11 protein-coding genes and 1 riboswitch are annotated in these 17489 nt (G+C 54.9%); of the genes, 4 read left to right on the top strand and 7 right to left on the bottom strand.

Features of this window, described 5'->3' with window-relative positions:
• Positions 1 to 123 precede the first annotated feature (123 nt).
• Both J2Z70_RS08560 and J2Z70_RS08555 read right to left on the bottom strand, forming a co-directional pair.
• On the bottom strand, positions 124 to 2631 hold the full coding sequence (locus J2Z70_RS08560) for an MMPL family transporter (RefSeq protein WP_209871553.1): 2508 nt from the start codon (positions 2629 to 2631) through the stop codon (positions 124 to 126).
• Positions 2632 to 2660: 29 nt separating this feature from the next.
• On the bottom strand, positions 2661 to 3281 hold the full coding sequence (locus J2Z70_RS08555; RefSeq protein ID WP_245368076.1) for a TetR/AcrR family transcriptional regulator: 621 nt from the start codon (positions 3279 to 3281) through the stop codon (positions 2661 to 2663).
• A 670-nt stretch (positions 3282 to 3951) separates the two neighbouring features.
• Positions 3952 to 4134: riboswitch (cyclic di-AMP (ydaO/yuaA leader) on the top strand.
• Between the two features lie 534 nt (positions 4135 to 4668).
• Between J2Z70_RS08555 and J2Z70_RS08550 the strand changes: the two genes are divergently transcribed.
• Both J2Z70_RS08550 and J2Z70_RS08545 read left to right on the top strand, forming a co-directional pair.
• Positions 4669 to 5205 carry an NfeD family membrane protein gene (locus tag J2Z70_RS08550; protein WP_483428534.1) on the top strand — a complete coding sequence of 179 codons (537 nt, stop codon included), beginning with the start codon at positions 4669 to 4671 and terminating at the stop codon, positions 5203 to 5205.
• Positions 5206 to 5223: 18 nt separating this feature from the next.
• The gene (locus tag J2Z70_RS08545) at positions 5224 to 6654 is read left to right on the top strand and encodes a flotillin family protein (protein ID WP_209871543.1); all 1431 of its coding nucleotides are present in this window, start codon (positions 5224 to 5226) and stop codon (positions 6652 to 6654) included.
• 133 nt (positions 6655 to 6787) lie between these two features.
• On the opposite strand, the gene J2Z70_RS08540 is transcribed toward J2Z70_RS08545, so the two are convergent.
• From J2Z70_RS08540 to J2Z70_RS08520, 5 genes are all read right to left on the bottom strand, one after another.
• On the bottom strand, positions 6788 to 9082 hold the full coding sequence (locus J2Z70_RS08540) for an alpha-galactosidase (protein ID WP_209871540.1): 2295 nt from the start codon (positions 9080 to 9082) through the stop codon (positions 6788 to 6790).
• A 118-nt stretch (positions 9083 to 9200) separates the two neighbouring features.
• Positions 9201 to 10196 carry a LacI family DNA-binding transcriptional regulator gene (locus J2Z70_RS08535; protein WP_209871537.1) on the bottom strand — a complete coding sequence of 332 codons (996 nt, stop codon included), beginning with the start codon at positions 10194 to 10196 and terminating at the stop codon, positions 9201 to 9203.
• Positions 10197 to 10695: 499 nt separating this feature from the next.
• Positions 10696 to 11223: a phosphotransferase-like protein gene (locus J2Z70_RS08530; protein ID WP_076085899.1), complete on the bottom strand. Its 528-nt coding sequence runs from the start codon at positions 11221 to 11223 to the stop codon at positions 10696 to 10698.
• A gap of 44 nt (positions 11224 to 11267) precedes the next feature.
• On the bottom strand, positions 11268 to 12890 hold the full coding sequence (locus tag J2Z70_RS08525) for a response regulator transcription factor (protein WP_209871534.1): 1623 nt from the start codon (positions 12888 to 12890) through the stop codon (positions 11268 to 11270).
• Positions 12891 to 12990: 100 nt separating this feature from the next.
• Positions 12991 to 14769, bottom strand: coding sequence for a sensor histidine kinase (locus J2Z70_RS08520; protein WP_342593001.1), 1779 nt, complete (start codon positions 14767 to 14769; stop codon positions 12991 to 12993).
• Between the two features lie 281 nt (positions 14770 to 15050).
• Between J2Z70_RS08520 and J2Z70_RS08515 the strand changes: the two genes are divergently transcribed.
• Together J2Z70_RS08515 and J2Z70_RS08510 are read left to right on the top strand one after the other, a co-directional pair.
• Positions 15051 to 16394 (top strand): ABC transporter substrate-binding protein, encoded by a 1344-nt coding sequence (locus J2Z70_RS08515; protein WP_076085891.1) that lies wholly within the window; start codon positions 15051 to 15053, stop codon positions 16392 to 16394.
• A 148-nt stretch (positions 16395 to 16542) separates the two neighbouring features.
• Positions 16543 to 17481, top strand: a complete 939-nt coding sequence (locus tag J2Z70_RS08510; RefSeq protein ID WP_036731603.1) for a carbohydrate ABC transporter permease — start codon at positions 16543 to 16545, stop codon at positions 17479 to 17481.
• Positions 17482 to 17489 lie beyond the last annotated feature (8 nt).

Genomic DNA, 17489 nt, shown 5'->3' with positions numbered 1-17489 from the left:
TATTTGTACATGGAGAACGGCGGGAGTGCCGTCCGTTATTCCGGGGAGATGTACATGTCCTGGAGTCCCGCAAAGTACCTGACTATTCATCGAAGCCAGGTCTCCGCTTTGTGTGTGGCGAATTTAGTGCTTGTGTCCGCTCTCGGCATTCAGCTTGGCGATCAGCTTATCGCCTTCGACATCGAGATTCGGCAGCAGGCGGTCCAGCCATTTCGGCAGCCACCAGGCTTTGTCGCCGAAGACGGCCATGACGGCCGGAACAAGCGTCATCCGGATGATGAAGGCATCGATCAGGATGCCGAAGGCCAGCGCGAAGCCGATCTGCTTAATCATCGCATCAGGGGCGAAGATGAAGCCGGCGAAGACGGACACCATGATCACACCTGCGGCCAGTACGACCCGGCTGGCCAGATCATAGCCGTGAATAACACTGTCCTTGCCATGGCGGCCGTGGACATAAGCTTCACGCATGGAGCTGACCAGGAAGACCTGATAATCCATGGCGAGTCCGTACAGAATACCGGTGACCAGGATCGGCATGAAGCTTAGCAGCGGTCCGCCGGTATCGAAGCCGAACAGCGAATGCAGCCAGCCCCATTGATAGACGGCGGTGGTTACGCCGAAGGTGGCAATAATACTTAACACGAAGCCGACGGTTGCTTTGATAGGTACGATAATGGACCGGAATACCAAGAGCAGAATGATCAGCGACAGGATAACGATGATCCCGATGTATACAGGGAAGGCATCGGACAGCTTCGAGGACATATCAATATTGATGGCGGTGAAGCCGGTCACGCCAAGATTAATATTGTTGCCGGTGGTCAGGCTGGACGCTGGATCACGCAGCTCCTGTACCAGGTCTCTGGTTGCGGTATCTGTGGGCCCTGTCTTCGGAATCAGGCTGATAATGGCGATATCGCCGGTGGGACTGACACCGAGCGGAGAGACCAGGGTCACATTGTCGTGCATTTGCAGCTCCTGAACCAGCTTGCCCAGGATCGGCATGGAGATCTTCTCAGACGGATTCTTTGTCTCAGCAACCAGCAGCAGCGGGCCGTTGAAGCCTTCGCCAAACCCTTTGGAGATGACATCATAGCTCTGACGGGCCGGAGTATCCAGGTTCGCCGAGGCGCCTGATGGAATACCCAGCTCCATCTTGGTCACTGGAATGGCGGCTGTGCCAAGCACCAGCACCACCAGCACAATGATGGCCCAGCGGTATTTCACCGTGGCATTTGCCCAGCGGTGCGAGAAGCTGTGCTGCGATTTTTTGGCAGCGGTGCTGTGCTTGGTCCGGGCTTTGGCGGTTACGATCCGTTCACCGACCAGGCCGAGCAGCGCAGGCAGCAGGGACAATGCCAACAGGACGTTAATCAGAACACTGGCCGCAGCCACAAGTGCCATTGTCGATAAGAAGCCGATGCCGATGACGAGCATGCCGCATAAGGCGATAATAACGGTCAGACCGGCGAAGAATACCGCGCTGCCTGCGGTGCCCAGTGCACGGCTGGCTGCTTCGGCTGCGCTTAATTTCTCATCCAGGATCAGACGGCGCTGGCGGTTCACAATGAACAGCGAGTAGTCAATCCCCACGGCGAGACCAATCATCACGGCAAGAACCGGTGTAATATCGTTCATCTGGATCAGGCTGCCGAGGGCAAAGGCACCTCCGACGCTAATGCCTACTCCGAGAAGTGCGGTCAGCAGCGGCAGCCCGGCGGCAACGACTGAGCCCAGCGTCATGAACAATACGATGGCAGCAACGGCTACGCCGATCGCTTCCGTGGAGCCGATGGCCGGCAAGCTTTTGAGCGAGTCGCTTGGAATCGCGGTAATGCCTGAACCGGACTGTTCAACTTCGGTCACGGCATCGATAATGTTGTCCGGCACCTCCGATGGCAGAGATGTCTGCTGAACCGTGAACTGGAACTGGAACAGGGCAATGCTGCCGTTAGCCGACAGCATCACGCCGGGAACCGGAGCGCCTTGGACAATCAGCGGACCGAACGGTGCTGCCTGAGCAGCAGCGGCTTGACCAGCAGCGGCGGAAGGATCAGCTGCAGCTTGACCCGCAGCGGCGGAAGGATCGGCAGCGGCTTGACCAGTGGCAGCGGAAGGATCAGCAGCGGCTTGACCCGCGGCGGCGGAAGGATCGGCAGCAGCTTGACCAGTGGCAGCGGAAGGATCGGCAGCAGCTTGACCAGTGGCAGCGGAAGGATCGGCAGCGGCTTGGCCAGCAGCGGCGGAAGGATCAGTAGCGGCTTGACCGGCAGCGGCGGCCGCTGCTTGTGCTGCCAGTTCGGCAGGGTTGATGACATATTCCATGTTGTACACATCATTAATAGCTTTTAGAAGCAGTGCTGTACGCTCAGGCGTATCAAGACGCTCCCCGTCCGGTACTGTGAAGGCGATACTAGCCTGGCCTCCGGCCGCAGCGGGCAGCTCTTTTGTCAGCTTATCCAGCACCTTTTGCGACTCTGTGCCTTCAATTTTCATCTCGGAGCTGGATTGAATGCCATTGACTCCAATCAGGGTGCCTACAACTCCGAGTACAATGATCCAGACTGCAATGAAGGCCCAGGGCTTGGCATAAGCCGATTTACCTAAGCGGTATAGAAAGGTAGACATGTAGTGGTTTCTCCTCTTTATCTGTGAATTTAGAAGCCGTTGCGTAAATAAGCAAACATGGAATTCAGGTATTGTTCAAACGGCATAGCCCCGGATTCCCCGCTCTGCTGCTCACCCGGCAGCATGACGTTCAGCCGTCCGTCCAGGATAGGCACGAAGGCCCCATAGACGGCACCTACCAGCAGGTGGGTATATCCATCGGCATACCGTCCACGGGTGAACTGCTCCAGTGTCTCCTGGGCAGTGATCTGCAAATGCCGGAAGACATTGAGAATGTAAGGCTCCAGGGACGGATATTGATTCGCCAGGGAGACGAACTGCCGCAGCTTATGCAGGAACTCCGAGGTGAATTGCAGCTTCAGCAGATTGTACAGGGCATCGAGCGGTGTAGCATCCGACGGCAGAGCAGCCAGCGGGTTATTCTCTTTCTCTTGGACAGCAATAATGCCAATGAAATAGGCGGCGACTGCCTCCTCCTTACAGGAGAAGTAATTCGCAAAAGTCCGCCGGGAATATCCAGCCTTCTGAACAACATCATCCACAATGAAGCCATCCATCCCATGCTCAAGCGCAAGCTCGAAGGCCGCTACGGCTAAGGCATAGGCGGTAGCTTCTTTTTTTTTGTCCCGCAGATTCAGTTTGGAATTCAAAAGTAAATGTTCCTCCTTTCCCTGAAATCTATAAGTTCTAGAGAATCTATAGGTTCTATTATTGCTTAAAGGGAAAGATTGCACAATGAGCATCGAGTGACGGAAATGTGAATATTTTAAATTTGGAGTAATGGGCTGAGAAAAAAAGGTGGGGGGGTAGGAGATTAAGTTAGGAGGGCGTGGGGAAGGGAGTGGGAAGTAAGTGAGTAAATGAGGAGTGAGAGCTAGAGTGGGAGTAAGAGTAGGAGAATAAGTGAATAAGTGAGTAAGTGAGTAAGTGAGTAAGTGAGTAAGTGAGTAAGTGAGTAAGTGAGTAAGTGAGTAAGTGAGTAAGTGAGTAAGTGAGTAAGTGAGTAGGTGAGTAAGTGAGTAAGTGAGTAGGTGAGTAGGTGAGTAGGTGAGTAAGTGAGTAAGTGAGTAGGTGAGTAGGTGAGTAGGTGAGTAGGTGAGTAGGTGAGTAAGTGAGTAGGTGAGTAGGTGAGTAGGTGAGTAGGATGGGTGTAAACAGACGATAGCGCGAGCAAATCCCCGGGCGGATAAGAGCAGAGCTGAAGAATGCGCCTTCATTCACGAAGGGACAGCATTATTGACTTCTTTTGTCATCCGTGAGGTTTTACATTAAATGGCTGCAGGCGTAAGATTCAATCAACAACCGAATGAAATGACACTGTTCTTGAAATGGCTGAATTCCGTAACGGGAACGGGGGAACCAACTGGTGCAGGCGGCTTAAGGATAGGCTGCTGAGTACCCGGGGTGAATCCTTGCCAGTGTGCTACTATGGCTCTGGTGAGGTAGGGCAATCTCGCTGCCCGAATCCGTCAGCTAACCCCGTAAGCCTCGAAGAGAGAGGATGAGCGCCATGATCGAGTAACCGACCACGGAGAGCCCTGCTGCTGCTGTGGTCTTTTTGCTGTGCAGGAAAGACATAAATCCCACTGAATAGGCTGAAAGTGGGCTGGATGCGGAAATGAGAGGGATAAATCCCACAGATTGCGCTGGAAGTGGGCTGGAGGTGGAAATGAAGAGCACAAGTGCCCCTGAATTCCAGGAAAGTTAGCTAAACGAGCAAATGAAGAGCACAAGTGCCCCTGAATCCCGGGAATGTTGGCTAAACGAGCAAATGAAGAGCACAAGTGCCCCTGAATCTCAGGAAAGTTGGCCAAAAGAGCAAATGAAGAGCACAAGTGCCCTTGAATCCAACTTCGCCTCTGCCATACACAACCAGGCAGCGACGGGTGGAAGCACAAATGAATCTTATAACAACACTAATTATTCAGTTTATGCACCACAATAGTCAGTTTCCGCATCGCCACTACAGTCAGTTTCCGCATCTCCACTACAGTCAATTTTCTTATAGCCATATTACATTGAAAGGAGGGGGTTCCCATCGCTACTGTATTTATCGTCTGCTTCTGGGTTGGCCTCGTGCTTATCCTAAGCGGCAGCATTCATGGGCACGGTCTGGTAGGCCACCTGCATGTCGGGGGAGGGGATGCCGGGGGGCCAGGCTTTCTCCCGATTCTTCCGCTGATGGTGTTTGTCACCGTCTGGGGCGGCACGGGGTATATGCTTGTCAAGTACAGCGGGATGCAACTGCTCGCCGTAGTACTGGTCTGTACCTTGATCGCCCTGCTGCCGGGCATCCTGCTCTACACGGTACTGGCCCGGGTGATGACCCGGTATGACAGCAGTATGAGTGAACTCGATTATGATCCGGCAGGCCAGCTCGGCTATATCAGCATCGCCGCAGCGGATGGGGCCGTGGGAGAGATGAAGTATGTGCTGCATGGGACCATGCGCTCCATCGGTGTGCGGGCCGAATCCGGTCAGTCGCTATTGCGGGGCGATCGGGTGATTATTGTGAAGACGGATAAGGGGATCGCAGCGGTCACTTTGTTCGAGAGGGAAATGGAACAAAACTAACGGGGAGTGTCGGAGCAAATGTTAATTTTATATGTAACCGGAGCTATTGTTGTTGTAATTCTGCTGGCGTTAACCAGTATTGTGACTGCGTATAAAAAGGTTCCGCCTAATCAGGCCATGATCGTATACGGTCTCGGCGGTAAAAGAGTGGTCCAGGGCGGCGGGACATTCGTCATCCCCGGCTTCCAGAACAATAAAACCATCTCCATGATGCTGATGAGCTTCGATGTGATCCCGGCGCAGGCCATGTTTTCCCGCCAGGGCATCAAGCTGAACCTGGAGGCGGTCGCCCAGATTAAGATCAAAAGCGATCCAACCGCTATTCTCACAGCCAGCGAGCAGTTCATTGACCGGCCGGAAGAGGACCGTGAGACGATTATTCTGCATTCGGTGGAGGGCCATCTGCGCGGCCTAATCGGGCAGCTCAGTGTAGAATCTATACTCAAGACCCCAGACGAAATCAACAGCAAGATGCGGGAGACCTGCTCGGAGGATCTCGACAAGATGGGGCTGGAGGTCGTCAGCTTCACCATCAAGAAAATTACTGACGACAAAGGGTACATCGACAATATGGGGGTGCCTGAGATTGAGCGGATTCGCCGTGATGCCAGCATCGCCAAGGCTGAAGCCGAACGCGATATTCAGATCAAGCAGGCCGAGGCGGAGAAGGAATCCTCCATTGCCAAAGCCAATGCGCATCAGGCGACGATTGAAGCAGGAACCGCTGCCCGTGCGAAGGAATCGCTGTTCGAGAAGGAGCTGAACATTAAGCAGGCGGACTTCAAGCTGGAGACCGAGGTGAAGAAGGCACAGGCGGATCTGGCGTACGAATTGCAGCAGAATAAGATCAAGCAGTCGCTGGTTACGGAACAGGTCAAAATCACACAGATGGAGGCCGAAGCCAACCGCACAGTCCGGGAGATCGAGGTCGAGCTGAGACAGCGGGAGCTGGAAGCGACGGTAATCAAGCCGGCCCAGGCAGAGAATCAAGCAACGATCATGAGAGCGGAAGCCGCCAAGCAGCGGCAGATTCTGGAGGCGGAAGCCGAAGCCGCTACGACGACCAAGCGCGGACTGGCAACAGCGGAGGCGGAATTGGCAAAAGGGAAGGCGAATGCGGAGATCGTCCAGCTCGCCGGAGCGGCGGAAGCGGGAGCGCTGCAGAAGAAGGCTGAGGCGTACAAACAGTTCACTCAAGCCGCCCTGACCGTGGAATTCCTGAAAATCCTGCCCGAGCTGGCTGAGAAAATCGCCTCCCCGCTGGCCAAGGTAGATAAGATCACCGTCATCTCCCAGGACGGGGCTTCCTCAGGCGTGAACAAGATTACGGGTGATATCGCCAAAATCATGGCCCAGGTTCCAGAGCTGACCCAGACACTTACCGGCATGAACGTGACTGAGGCGCTCAGCGGGTTACTTGGCCGGGATCATGAGCATGGACAGGAGTAGAAGAGGAGTAGGGGAGGCAGTAAGTAGTTAATGAAACGGCAGCAAGCCCCTTCCTGACTGCATCTCTCCACAAAAAAACAGGCGTCAATCTCCAAAAGGAGGCTGACGCCTGTGGTATGTCTGAAGCTGTAGATCAGCGCTGCACCGCTCTCAGGCGGTAGGTGCAGCTGGCGTAATCCCCGCGCAGGTCGGAGACCACAAGACCGATACGCATCAGGCGGTCACCGCCCAGCGGTGTACCGTCAAAGGCGGTCTGGAATGGAGCGGAGCTGACGCCATCTGCAGGTGCAGAGGCTTCTGCGCCGCCGTGGACATGCCCGTTGCTGCCTTTTGCCCCCGTCTCAATGACATAATCCAGCTCGGGATTGAGTCCTTTGAGCGTAAGGCGCGAGATCGGAGGATTCGGTATGGCCAGCACGCGGAAATAAGCGACGAAGGCTTCGGTCTTGTCCTCGCTGACGAACATCCAGGCGGTGTCGCCACTACCCTCGAACGGACTCAGCAGACGGTACATATCCCCTTGCTGCACCAATGTGCGGATCTCCTTGTACTGGGCAATCTGCCGGGTAGCCAGGTCCTTCTCCGCTTCGGTGAACTTTGTGAGGTCCAGCTCATAACCGAAGTTGCCGCTCATCGCCACATCCCCGCGTGTAGCTAGGGTGGTGATGCGGTCTACCTGATGGTTCGGAACATCAGACACATGTGCGCCCATGCTGCTGGCCGGATAGACAATACTGGTGCCGTATTGAATCGCCAGGCGTTCTACCGCATCGGTGTTGTCACTGGTCCAGGTCTGCGGCATATAGAACAGGATTCCCGGATCGAACCGGCCGCCGCCGCCGGAGCAGCTCTCGAACAGAATGTCCGGGAAGCGCGAGGTCAGGCGCTCCAGCAAATTGTACAGCCCTAGCATATAGCGGTGGGCGGTTTCTTTTTGCCGCTCAGGGCTGGCTTTGGCAGAAGCTATCTCGGTCATATTACGGTTCATGTCCCACTTGATATAGCGGATCGGGGCACTGAAAAAGACCGCGCTTAATGTCTCATACAGATAGTCGCAGACTTCCGGGCGGGAGAGGTCCAGGATTAGCTGGTTGCGGCCTTCTGTGCGGCGGCGTCCTGCGGCATGCAGGCACCAGTCCGGGTGCTTGCGGTACAGCTCACTGTCCGGCGAGACCATCTCCGGCTCCACCCATAGACCGAACTGTACGCCTTCCTTGTTGACCCGGTCGGCCAGATCCGCCAGACCTTCAGGCAGCTTGCGGCGGTCCTCGAACCAGTCGCCGAGTGAGCTGTTATCCTTGTCGCGTCTGCCGAACCAGCCGTCGTCAAGGACGAATAGCTCAATGCCGAGCGGGCCTGCTGCTTTGGCGATGGTTGCGATTTTGTCCGCATCGAAGTCGAAGTAAGTCGCCTCCCAGTTGTTGACCAGAATCGGCCGGGCCTGATCACGGTGAACACCACGGCAGAGCCGGGTCCGGTACAGCCGGTGATAGGTACGCGACATGCCGCCGAGACCTTCACCGGAATAGACGAGCACGGCCTCCGGGGTCTGGAAGGATTGGCCCGGCTCCAGCAGCCAGGAGAAGTCGAATGGATTAATCCCGATGCTTACACGGGTCTGTCCGAACTGCTCAACCTCAGCAGTGGCGGCGAAGCTGCCGCTGTAGACGAGGCTGAAGCCGTAGACATCCCCCTGGTCTTCATCTGCGCCGTGACGTAGCAGCGCAATGAACGGATTGGTCTGGTGGCTGCTTGAGCCGCGGCGGCTCTCCAGTGACAAGGCGGCGCCCGGAGTAAGCGGACGGCGCTGCACATGGCGCTCTCTGGCCCATGCGCCGCTCAGATGCAGCGTATCGTAAGAGGAATCGGCGAAATCGACGGATGCGCTAAGCGCCTGCTCCAGCCGGAGCGGGGCTTCGCCGTTATGCTCGAAGCGGACGGAACGGGTAATCGCGTTATGATCGGCGAATACGGTGTAGAGCAGTCTAACCGTTAGACCAGCGTAGTCATCTTTCAGGGTAAGCTCCAGTGTCTGTGCTTCTGCTTCATTCTCCGCATACACGGCAGGCAGTCCTTCGAGTGCCGGCTTGCCTGGTGTAATGGTGTATCCCGCATATTTGAGTTCAGAGATCCGCGTGCCGTCAGCTAGCTGAACCTGATAGGCCGGCCGCCGGAAGTCGCTCGTTCCATACTGCGGATACTCCTGAGGCAGGGCATCCAGAGAGAGCGAAGGCCGCGTTAGCACCGGGGTTGGCGAGAAGGAGGCACGTTCACGCAGCTCCAGTGCTCCGGCCAGACTGTCATCATGACGGAGCCGTGCGCCCCAGTAGACATGAGCAGGGTAACCCTCTACCAGTTGGATGATATAGCTCGTGTCTTTGGACTGAAGATGGAACAAGCCTAGTGATTCGTCTGCAAAAATGTTCATGATCATAACACTCCTTGTGTGATGGGATAAGGTCCGATGATCTGGACCAACTTGAGTGCTGCTCCTGCGGAACCCTTGGAACAGGCAAAACAACTATTACTGGGTAGCCGGGCTGCGGTTAATCCGCTGTCCCGCCGCTGGTCTCCCGGACAATCAGCTTCGTGCCGATCATCGAATGCGAAGGGGCTTCGCGTCCTTCGAACCGCTCGGCGAGCAGTTGAACCGCAGCTTTGCCCATCTGCTCGGGATAGGCGCGGACCGTTGTCAGCGGAGGCTGAACATAGGCCGCCATCTCGATATCATCGAAGCCGACGACAGCCATCCCGGCAGGCACCTGTATCCCGTGATCATGCAGGGCGCGCAGAGCGCCGACCGCCAGCGGATCACTGGCGGCGAAGCAGGCCGTAGGCCGCTTTACCCCTGCCAGCAGCTCGCTCATCATCCGGTAGCCGTCAGCACTAGTCCAGCTTCCCGTGCGGATCAGCGCCGGATCATAGCAACCCTGGCTCTGCATAATCCGGGTGTAATGATGCCTGCGGCGCTCCTCCCCGCTGCCGCCTCCGATGAAGGCGATCTCGCGGTGACCGAGCTCCAGCAGATGGCCCAGCGCCTGATCGACAGCCTGCCGGAAATGTGTCCGCACGGAGTCATATTCCGTGCGCTCCGAATAATGGTCGACCAGTACGGTGGTGCTTGTATCCGGGTGCAGCTTCGCAAGCTCTCCCGGCTGGAAGCTTCCGCCAACTACAATAAGACCGTCACCTGTGGGCCGGAGCGGGGCTGGCGTGCTGTGTCCGCGCAGCGTCTGGCCGAGCCGGATGCCCAGCTCCTCACAGCGCAGCTCCACGCCGCGCCGGATCGAGCCGTAATAAGGGTCATCCCGTTCCTCTTCGGCCGAGCACCAGAGCAGAAGAGAGACAGTCTTGCTGCCCAGCTCGTTCTCCCGCTTCAGCTGCCGTACCCGTGAGGGCTTGTAGCCAAGCTGCCCGGCCACAGCGAACACCCGGCTGCGCGTCTCCTCACTGACCGCCAGAGACAGGTCATTATTTAGTACTCTTGATACGGTTGCGGCCGATACGCCGGCCTCGCGGGCGATGTCTTTAATCGTTGCCAAGCTGCTCACGCCTTTTTAGTTAATAAATTTACTAAATATTCGTCTTCATCCTATCATCTCTTTAGAGTTCTTTCAAGCAGATTTTGAGGAGCGCTTACATTAGGGAGGGGTGTCTCGCCCCAACATCCTCGCGGACTGGAAAGACCTTATCAGCGCCAAATTACACCATTAGGCAGGCCAGGCGGACTCAGAGGGCGTTAACTAAGCCGTTACTCCTCATTTATAGCTGCAAATGGCAAAATAAGCGCTCCTGAGTCCGGAAACACAAGAAAAGTTGGTTTTTTCGCGTGATAGCGTCATCTGAGTCCGCTGGATGCCAAAAAAGCCTAGGAGGAGTTCGTACCAAGGTTACAGCAAGTCTTACTTTGTTGTTCGGCTCTTGCTCTTCGGAAACAGCTAGGCCTCAGCTCATGATTCCGTTTGTACGCAAATAAAAAAGAGGCTGCCTATACCGGCAGCCCTGTCTACTTTTCCGCATTATTACGCCATCTCATCCATATCATTCTACAGTACGCGCACCGAACACATGCCCCACAATCAGATCCGCGCACTCTTCAGAGGTGTTCTCATGCGTATCCACCCTATAGCTATACCCGATGTCACGGGCCATCAGCTTGTGCTGCTCCTCCGACTGATCTTCGCTCCGGTGCTCCCGGGCCAGGTTGCGCTGGCGGCAGATATCCAGGGGACAGAACACTTCCACAATGGATAGCGGGTATCCGCTGAAAATCTCCTTTACCTTCTCATAATGAGGCTCAAGTCCGGGCCGCTCCACCAGGATGCCGTCAATCAGCACATGCTTGCCATGATCCGAGAATAATTTGGCGGTATGATACATCATGATAATAGCTTCACTAAGATACTTCCAGTAATCTTCGCGCAGGTAACGTTCTCCGATCGTTTCTTCGAACAGATCATTGGCGACCACATAAAAAAATTCCGGCGATCTCGATTGTATTGCTTCAACTATTGAGGTTTTGCCGGAGCTGGTCACTCCGTTCAGAAACACGATTTGTCCTTGGTTCATTTGCTTTTCCTTCCTCTCATGCTTCTCTTAATTTCGTTCTTCGTTTAATTCTCTCCCGCATTCCCTTCAATCTGCTGTATATAATCCCGGGGAGAGAGCCCGGTGACCTTCTTGAACACCTTGCTGAAATAAAAGGCGCTCTCATAGCCCAGCTTCTGGGAGATTTCGTAGATCCGGCCTTCGCCGCGGACCATCATTTCCTTGGCGGCGGTGATTTTGGTCTCTGTGATATACTCAACATAGTTCACCCCGGCGACCTTGGAGAACAGGTGGCTCAGATAGTTGGGGCTGAAGTTGAACACATCCGCGACTTGATTAAGCGACAGCTTGGTACCGAGATTTCTTTTGATATACTCCTGGACATTCTTCACCACCTGCTCCTTATAGCTCTGTCTGCGGGTGGCGAGCATCCGGACACAGCCGTCCCGGAACTGGACGAGCCAGCCGGTAATCTCTTCAATGGTATGCATCTGATAGATCGCCCGGTAGCCCTCCGGCTCCTGCTCGAAGATCTGCTCCACCATGTTCTCCCCGTCCGCGAGCAGGGAGGTCGCCATATATAGAATGTTGCAGGCGGCATCGGTGGCGGGAACGAGCAGATCGGCCCGTCCGTCGAAGATCTCGATCATGCGGGAGATGATGCTGTGCAGGGCGCGGGTATCCATTTCTTCAAAAGCTCTGCGGATCTCCAGCCGCGATTCCGAGAAATCAAACAGCAGGTGCTCCTGCAGGAGGGCTTCGCCTTCCGTGAAGAAGACGAAGGAGCGCTCCTTCACAGCGGCGGGCAGCGCCTTCCGGGCGGCGAGATAGCTCCCCTGCAGCAAAAACGGATCTTCCACCGCGAAGCCGATCGCCCCGATAATGGTCACATTGAAGTAATTATGCAGTACGGAGGCCATGTCCGCCAGCAGCTTCTGGATGTCTTGCATCCAGAGCTGCGGGTCCGGGCCCGGTACAGGCAGGGTCAGCGCGAAGTTGCGCAGATCCAGGCTGGTGACGTAGCAGGCGCTTCTGGAGGCCAGTGTATCCTTTGCCATCTGCACGGTGCTTGAGCATAAGGCCACCAGCTTATCCCCGCGCGGCGGGACGGTGTCCGGCCCGAGAATGCGGCAGGTACAGACCAGATAAGCCGGCGCGGAGAGGTCCACCTCCAGATCCTCCTTTTGCAGCAGATACTGGTTCTTGTTCTCGAACAGGCCGCTTAACAGCCGGATGAAGAATTTATCCCGCTGGGCCTGGAGATTGCCGCGATGGACCAGCTTCGGATAGCTCTCCATGGTCTGGTAGGCTTCGAGTGTTGAAATCGCTCTGCAGATCGATTCCGCCAGCGCCTCCGGGGTTAGCTCCAGCTTCACCAGGTAATCGGTAGCCTGGACCTCGATCGCTCCGCGCGCATACTGGAATTCCTCGTAGCTGGTCAGCATGATGAACAGCGGAAGCCGCCCGTACTTGCGGCGGACCGAGCCGGCGACCTCGAGGCCGCTTTTGATCGGCATTTTGATATCACTGATTACAATGTCCGGGCGGAGGGTGTCGATCATTTCTTCCTCCTGTGCGCCGTTGTGGGCGATGCCGACAATCTCAATGTTATATTGCTCCCATTTCAGCATGGACTGGAGTCCGATGCAGACCAGGGCTTCATCATCTGCGATTAATAATTTGATCAAGCTCATCACATCCTTGCTCGGTATGCTATTGTTTTGGGGTCCCCGCAAAGTACCTGAGTACTCATCGAAGTTAAGGCCTCACTTTGTGGGGGATTCTTAGCTATTCTCTCTGCCGGAAGGGGAGCAGCAGCTTCATTAAGGTATAGCGGCCGGGCTCGCTCTCAATGGACAAGCCGTACTCTCTGCCAAAAGCGAGCTGCAGCCGTTCGTTCACACTGCGCAGCCCGATATTCTCCAGCATTCCCTTAGCCTCGTCCCCGGGAACGGTTAGAATGGTGGCAATCTGCTCCGCCGTCATCCCGACCCCGTTGTCCTCGATCATGATGAGCAGATCCGTGTATCCGCTCTTCGTGACCCGGACAACAATGTCGCCTCGGCCCTTGGGCTCGATGCCGTGGAAGATCGCATTCTCGACCAAGGGCTGGAGTGTGAAGCGCGGGATAAGCCCGCCAAGCAGCGCTTCCTCTTCAATCTCTGTGACCATGGTAACCGTGCTGCCATAGCGGTATTTCTGAATCAGGAAATAATCATCCAGCAGGCTCAGCTCATCCTTCAGCGGCATCAGCCGCCGGTTGTCCTTGGCGATGCTGCGGAGCAGCCGGGACAGGGAGGTCGTCATCTCTGCAATACCGGTGGCGTTCTGGATCGTAGCCATCCATTTGATCGAGTTCAGGGTATTGTAGAGGAAATGCGGATTAATCTGGTTCTGGAGCATCCGGTATTCCAGCTCCTGCTTCTGCTTCTCGTCCGCGAGCCGGCTGTCCATGAGGGCTACGATATCCTGGGACAGGCGGTTAATGCCCCGGCCGACATCGCCCAGCTCGCTGTTCCATTCAATACCCGAGTCCAGCAGGAAGTTGCCCTGGGCAATCTTGTCCATACGCTTCTTCAGCTTCTCGACTGGAAGGCTGATCGTGCGGGTCAAATACAGCGTAATGATCGCGCTTAAGACAAGCACGAGCAGACAGACGCCGAGCAGGACGAGAATCCATATATTGCTCCGGGGCGCGAACTGGTCGCTGGATAAGGTCTGCGAGAGCATGACACCGCTGCGTACCGGATACGATACCACGATATGGCTTTCCCCATCATCTTGCATTTTCACCATGGACAGCTCGGTATCGGGGCCGACAGGCTTGTCACTGGTATAGGCTACCGGCTCATAGGGCTCTTCAATGGCCTTCACCTGATCTCCGTTAAGCTGATAATGATGATCGCCGAGCGTAAGCAGCAGCCGGGAGTGCTCCGGCAGGGCATAGCCCTTCAGCTTGTCCGTAATGACGGAGGTATTCGCGAGCAGATAGACGGTGCCCACCCGGGTGGCCCCCCGGCCATAGATAGGGAACACGAAGGGAATACCGTAGGAATTGGAGAGCGGGTCCTTAATGACGCGGTCCCATTGCTCTTCGGCCTCATTCGTCAGACCGGTGACTTGACCGATATTATGGATCGTAAGCGGAATGGAGGTGCCGAAATTCTCCACCTGCAGGAACTTTCCGCTGTTATCTGTGGCAATCAGGCGGCGTACATAGCTATAGGAGCGGTTGATCCGCACATCGTCCTGCATCGCATTGAAGACATTCAGGGCCTGCTTGGGGCTGGCCTCCGCCGAACCGAAATATTCGGTAAGCAGGGTGTTCGTGGACGAGTTGGTGCTGCTGGTCATCGCCAGCGTAGTCAGATTAATCAGATCCTGTTCGATAATATGGGAGACGAGCTGGAGGTTGAATTCCGTCGCCTGGATCGTCGTTTTGCGCTGGTAATACGTAATCAGTTCGTAGCTGAACCAAGACAGCAGCGAGGCAATCAGCAGCGCAAAGGCGGTCATGAGCAGAATAATGCGGCTTTTAATAGTAGATTTACGTACCGTGGTGAACACTCCTTCATCTATAACTGGACCTATTTAAAGCGTTTTCAACTACCATAGCATATTCCTGCGTTTCATTATAGAGCCAGGGGGAGAAGCTGAGAATTTTACAGGTTTCGGATAAGAAATTACAGGTTTGGGGCAGGACGTGCGGAGAAGAGCACAGAATAGTGAATGAACTGTGTTTGATTTTGCATCCCCATCGGGTCTGAAAAGGCTTACAATTTGAACTAAGGCCGGAGCAACAGATGCCGGCTGCTGAAATATCATCAGAAGATAAAGGGGATAATCGAATGAACTTGAAAAGATTCTACGGCATGACCCTTGCCACCGCGCTCTCCGTGAGCATGCTGGCCGGATGTTCCGGCAATAACAATACGAAAGACGCTGCTGCCACTGCCGCACCTGCTTCGGGCAACGCTGCAACCGCTTCCTCCGAACCAAGCCAGGAGCCGGTAACACTGAAATGGGCGCTGTGGGACTGGGAAGCTACTGCATACTACAAACCGCTGATCGATGCTTACAAGGCTGCACATCCTAACGTAACCATTGAATATGTCGATCTTGGCTCCACCGACTATATGACCATGCTCAGCACACAGCTCTCGGGCGGGGCGGATCTGGATGTCCTGACGATCAAAGACATTCCGGGCTACTCGAACCTGGTGAAGCAGAACCACCTGGAGCCGCTAAAGACCTACATGGGTGACAAATCTATCGATCCTTCCGTATACGGCGGTACGGTTGAGCAGATTGAAGTGAACGGCGAGGTGTATGCGCTTCCGTTCCGCAGTGACTTCTGGCTGATCTACTACAACAAAGCCTTGTTCGACAAAGCTGGTGTAGATTATCCGACTAATGATATGACCTTCGACCAATACGACGAGCTGGCCCGCAAGATGACCTCCGGCAGCGGCTCGGAAAAAGTATACGGTGCCCACTACCACACTTGGCGGAGCGCGGTTCAACTGTTCGGCATTCTGGACGGCAAGAACACCGTGGTCGGCGGCAACTATGACTTCCTGAAGCCTACCTATGAGCGGATTCTGAAGGAGCAGGAAGACGGTATCGTTATGGATTACGCGACTCTGAAGACCTCCAGCACGCATTACTCCGGCGTATTCTACAACAACTCCGTAGCGATGATGAATATGGGCAGCTGGTTCATTGCCACCCAGATTGAGAAGGTGAAGAGCGGCGAATCCCAATCTGCGGAATGGGGCATCGTGAAATACCCTCATCCTGACGGCGTTGAAGCCGGTACAACTCTGGGAACGATTACTTCTCTGGCTGTAAACCAGAAGTCCAAACACAAAGAAGCAGCGCTTGACTTCATGAACTTCGTAACCGGGGCAGAAGGCGCCAAGGTTATTGCTTCCACCGGTACGATTCCTGCGATCAAGAATGATGAAGTTATCAATTCCATCACCTCTATCGACGGCTTCCCGGCAGATGAGAACAGCAAGGCTGCACTGAATACCGTTCAGACTTACCTGGAAATGCCGATTCATGAGAAGAGTGCGGACATTGAGGTTATTCTGAATGAAGCGCATGACAACATCATGACCAAGAACGCTACGATTGACGAAGGCTTGAAGGATATGAATGACCGTGTAGGCCAGCTTTTGAACAATTAATGTGAACCTGTAATGTTAGTGTCCTGAAGGAAGGGCGGGCGAAGGCCCGCCTTCCATATAAATAGAGGACATCACAGCACTCACATTAACAGGTATCGATGTAATTCCCACTTTGCGGGGATGTTATATGAGGTTTGGAGGAGAACGAATGCAGAACGAAACCATATTGCGTACAAATAAGAGCCCAAAAAGCCGGTTGTCGCGCGGACTCCGGGATAACCTGGTCGCGTATAGCTTTATTGCGCCGAACTTTATCGGATTTGCCCTGTTCACCCTGGTACCGATGATTTTTGCCTTTATTCTGGCCTTTGTGAAATGGGACGGGGCCAATCCGATGAAGTTCATCGGGCTGGACAACTTCTCCCGGCTGATCTCGGATACCACCTTCCACAAAGCCTTGTGGAACACGATTGTCTACACCGTCGGAGTCGTGCCGCTGACCATGATCGTAGCGCTGGCCCTGGCGATTCTGCTCAATCAGAAGATTATGGGCCGTAATTTCATGAGAACGGTCTTCTTCTTCCCTTACGTGGCTTCGCTGGTAGCGGTTGCGGCGGTATGGAACTTCATCTTCAGCCCGACTATGGGTCCGGTGAACAACATCCTGCACTTGATTACCGGCATTCCGCTGGAGGACCTGCCCCGCTGGGCGGCGGATAAGCAGTGGGCGATGTTTACGGTAGTTCTTTTCACCGTGTGGAAAAATATGGGCTACTACATGGTCATCTATCTGGCGGGTCTACAGGGCATTAATCCAGAGCTGTATGAAGCGGCTGAGCTGGACGGGGCAGGCCCGTGGAGAAGATTCCGCAACGTGACTGTGCCGCAGCTGGCACCAACCACCTTCTTTGTCCTGATGATTCTGGTCATCAACTCGTTCAAGGTCTACGATATCTTCATCAACCTGTTCGCGGGCGCGGATAACCAGCTCAATAATGCTACACGGGTCATGGTCTATCAGATCTACAACACGGCGTTCCGCTCGCTGGATTACGGATATGCCAGTGCCATGGCGATTGTGCTCTTCTTGCTGGTACTCGGCATTACCATCGTCCAGTTCCGCGGCGAGAAGAAATACGGACAATAGGGGGATCT

It is taken from the genome of Paenibacillus silagei (assembly GCF_017874735.1).
Classification (GTDB): Bacteria; Bacillota; Bacilli; order Paenibacillales; family Paenibacillaceae; genus Paenibacillus_AQ; species Paenibacillus_AQ silagei.
The sequence above is the reverse complement of the archived record's forward strand: the minus strand, read 5'-3'. Positions and strand labels throughout refer to the sequence as shown.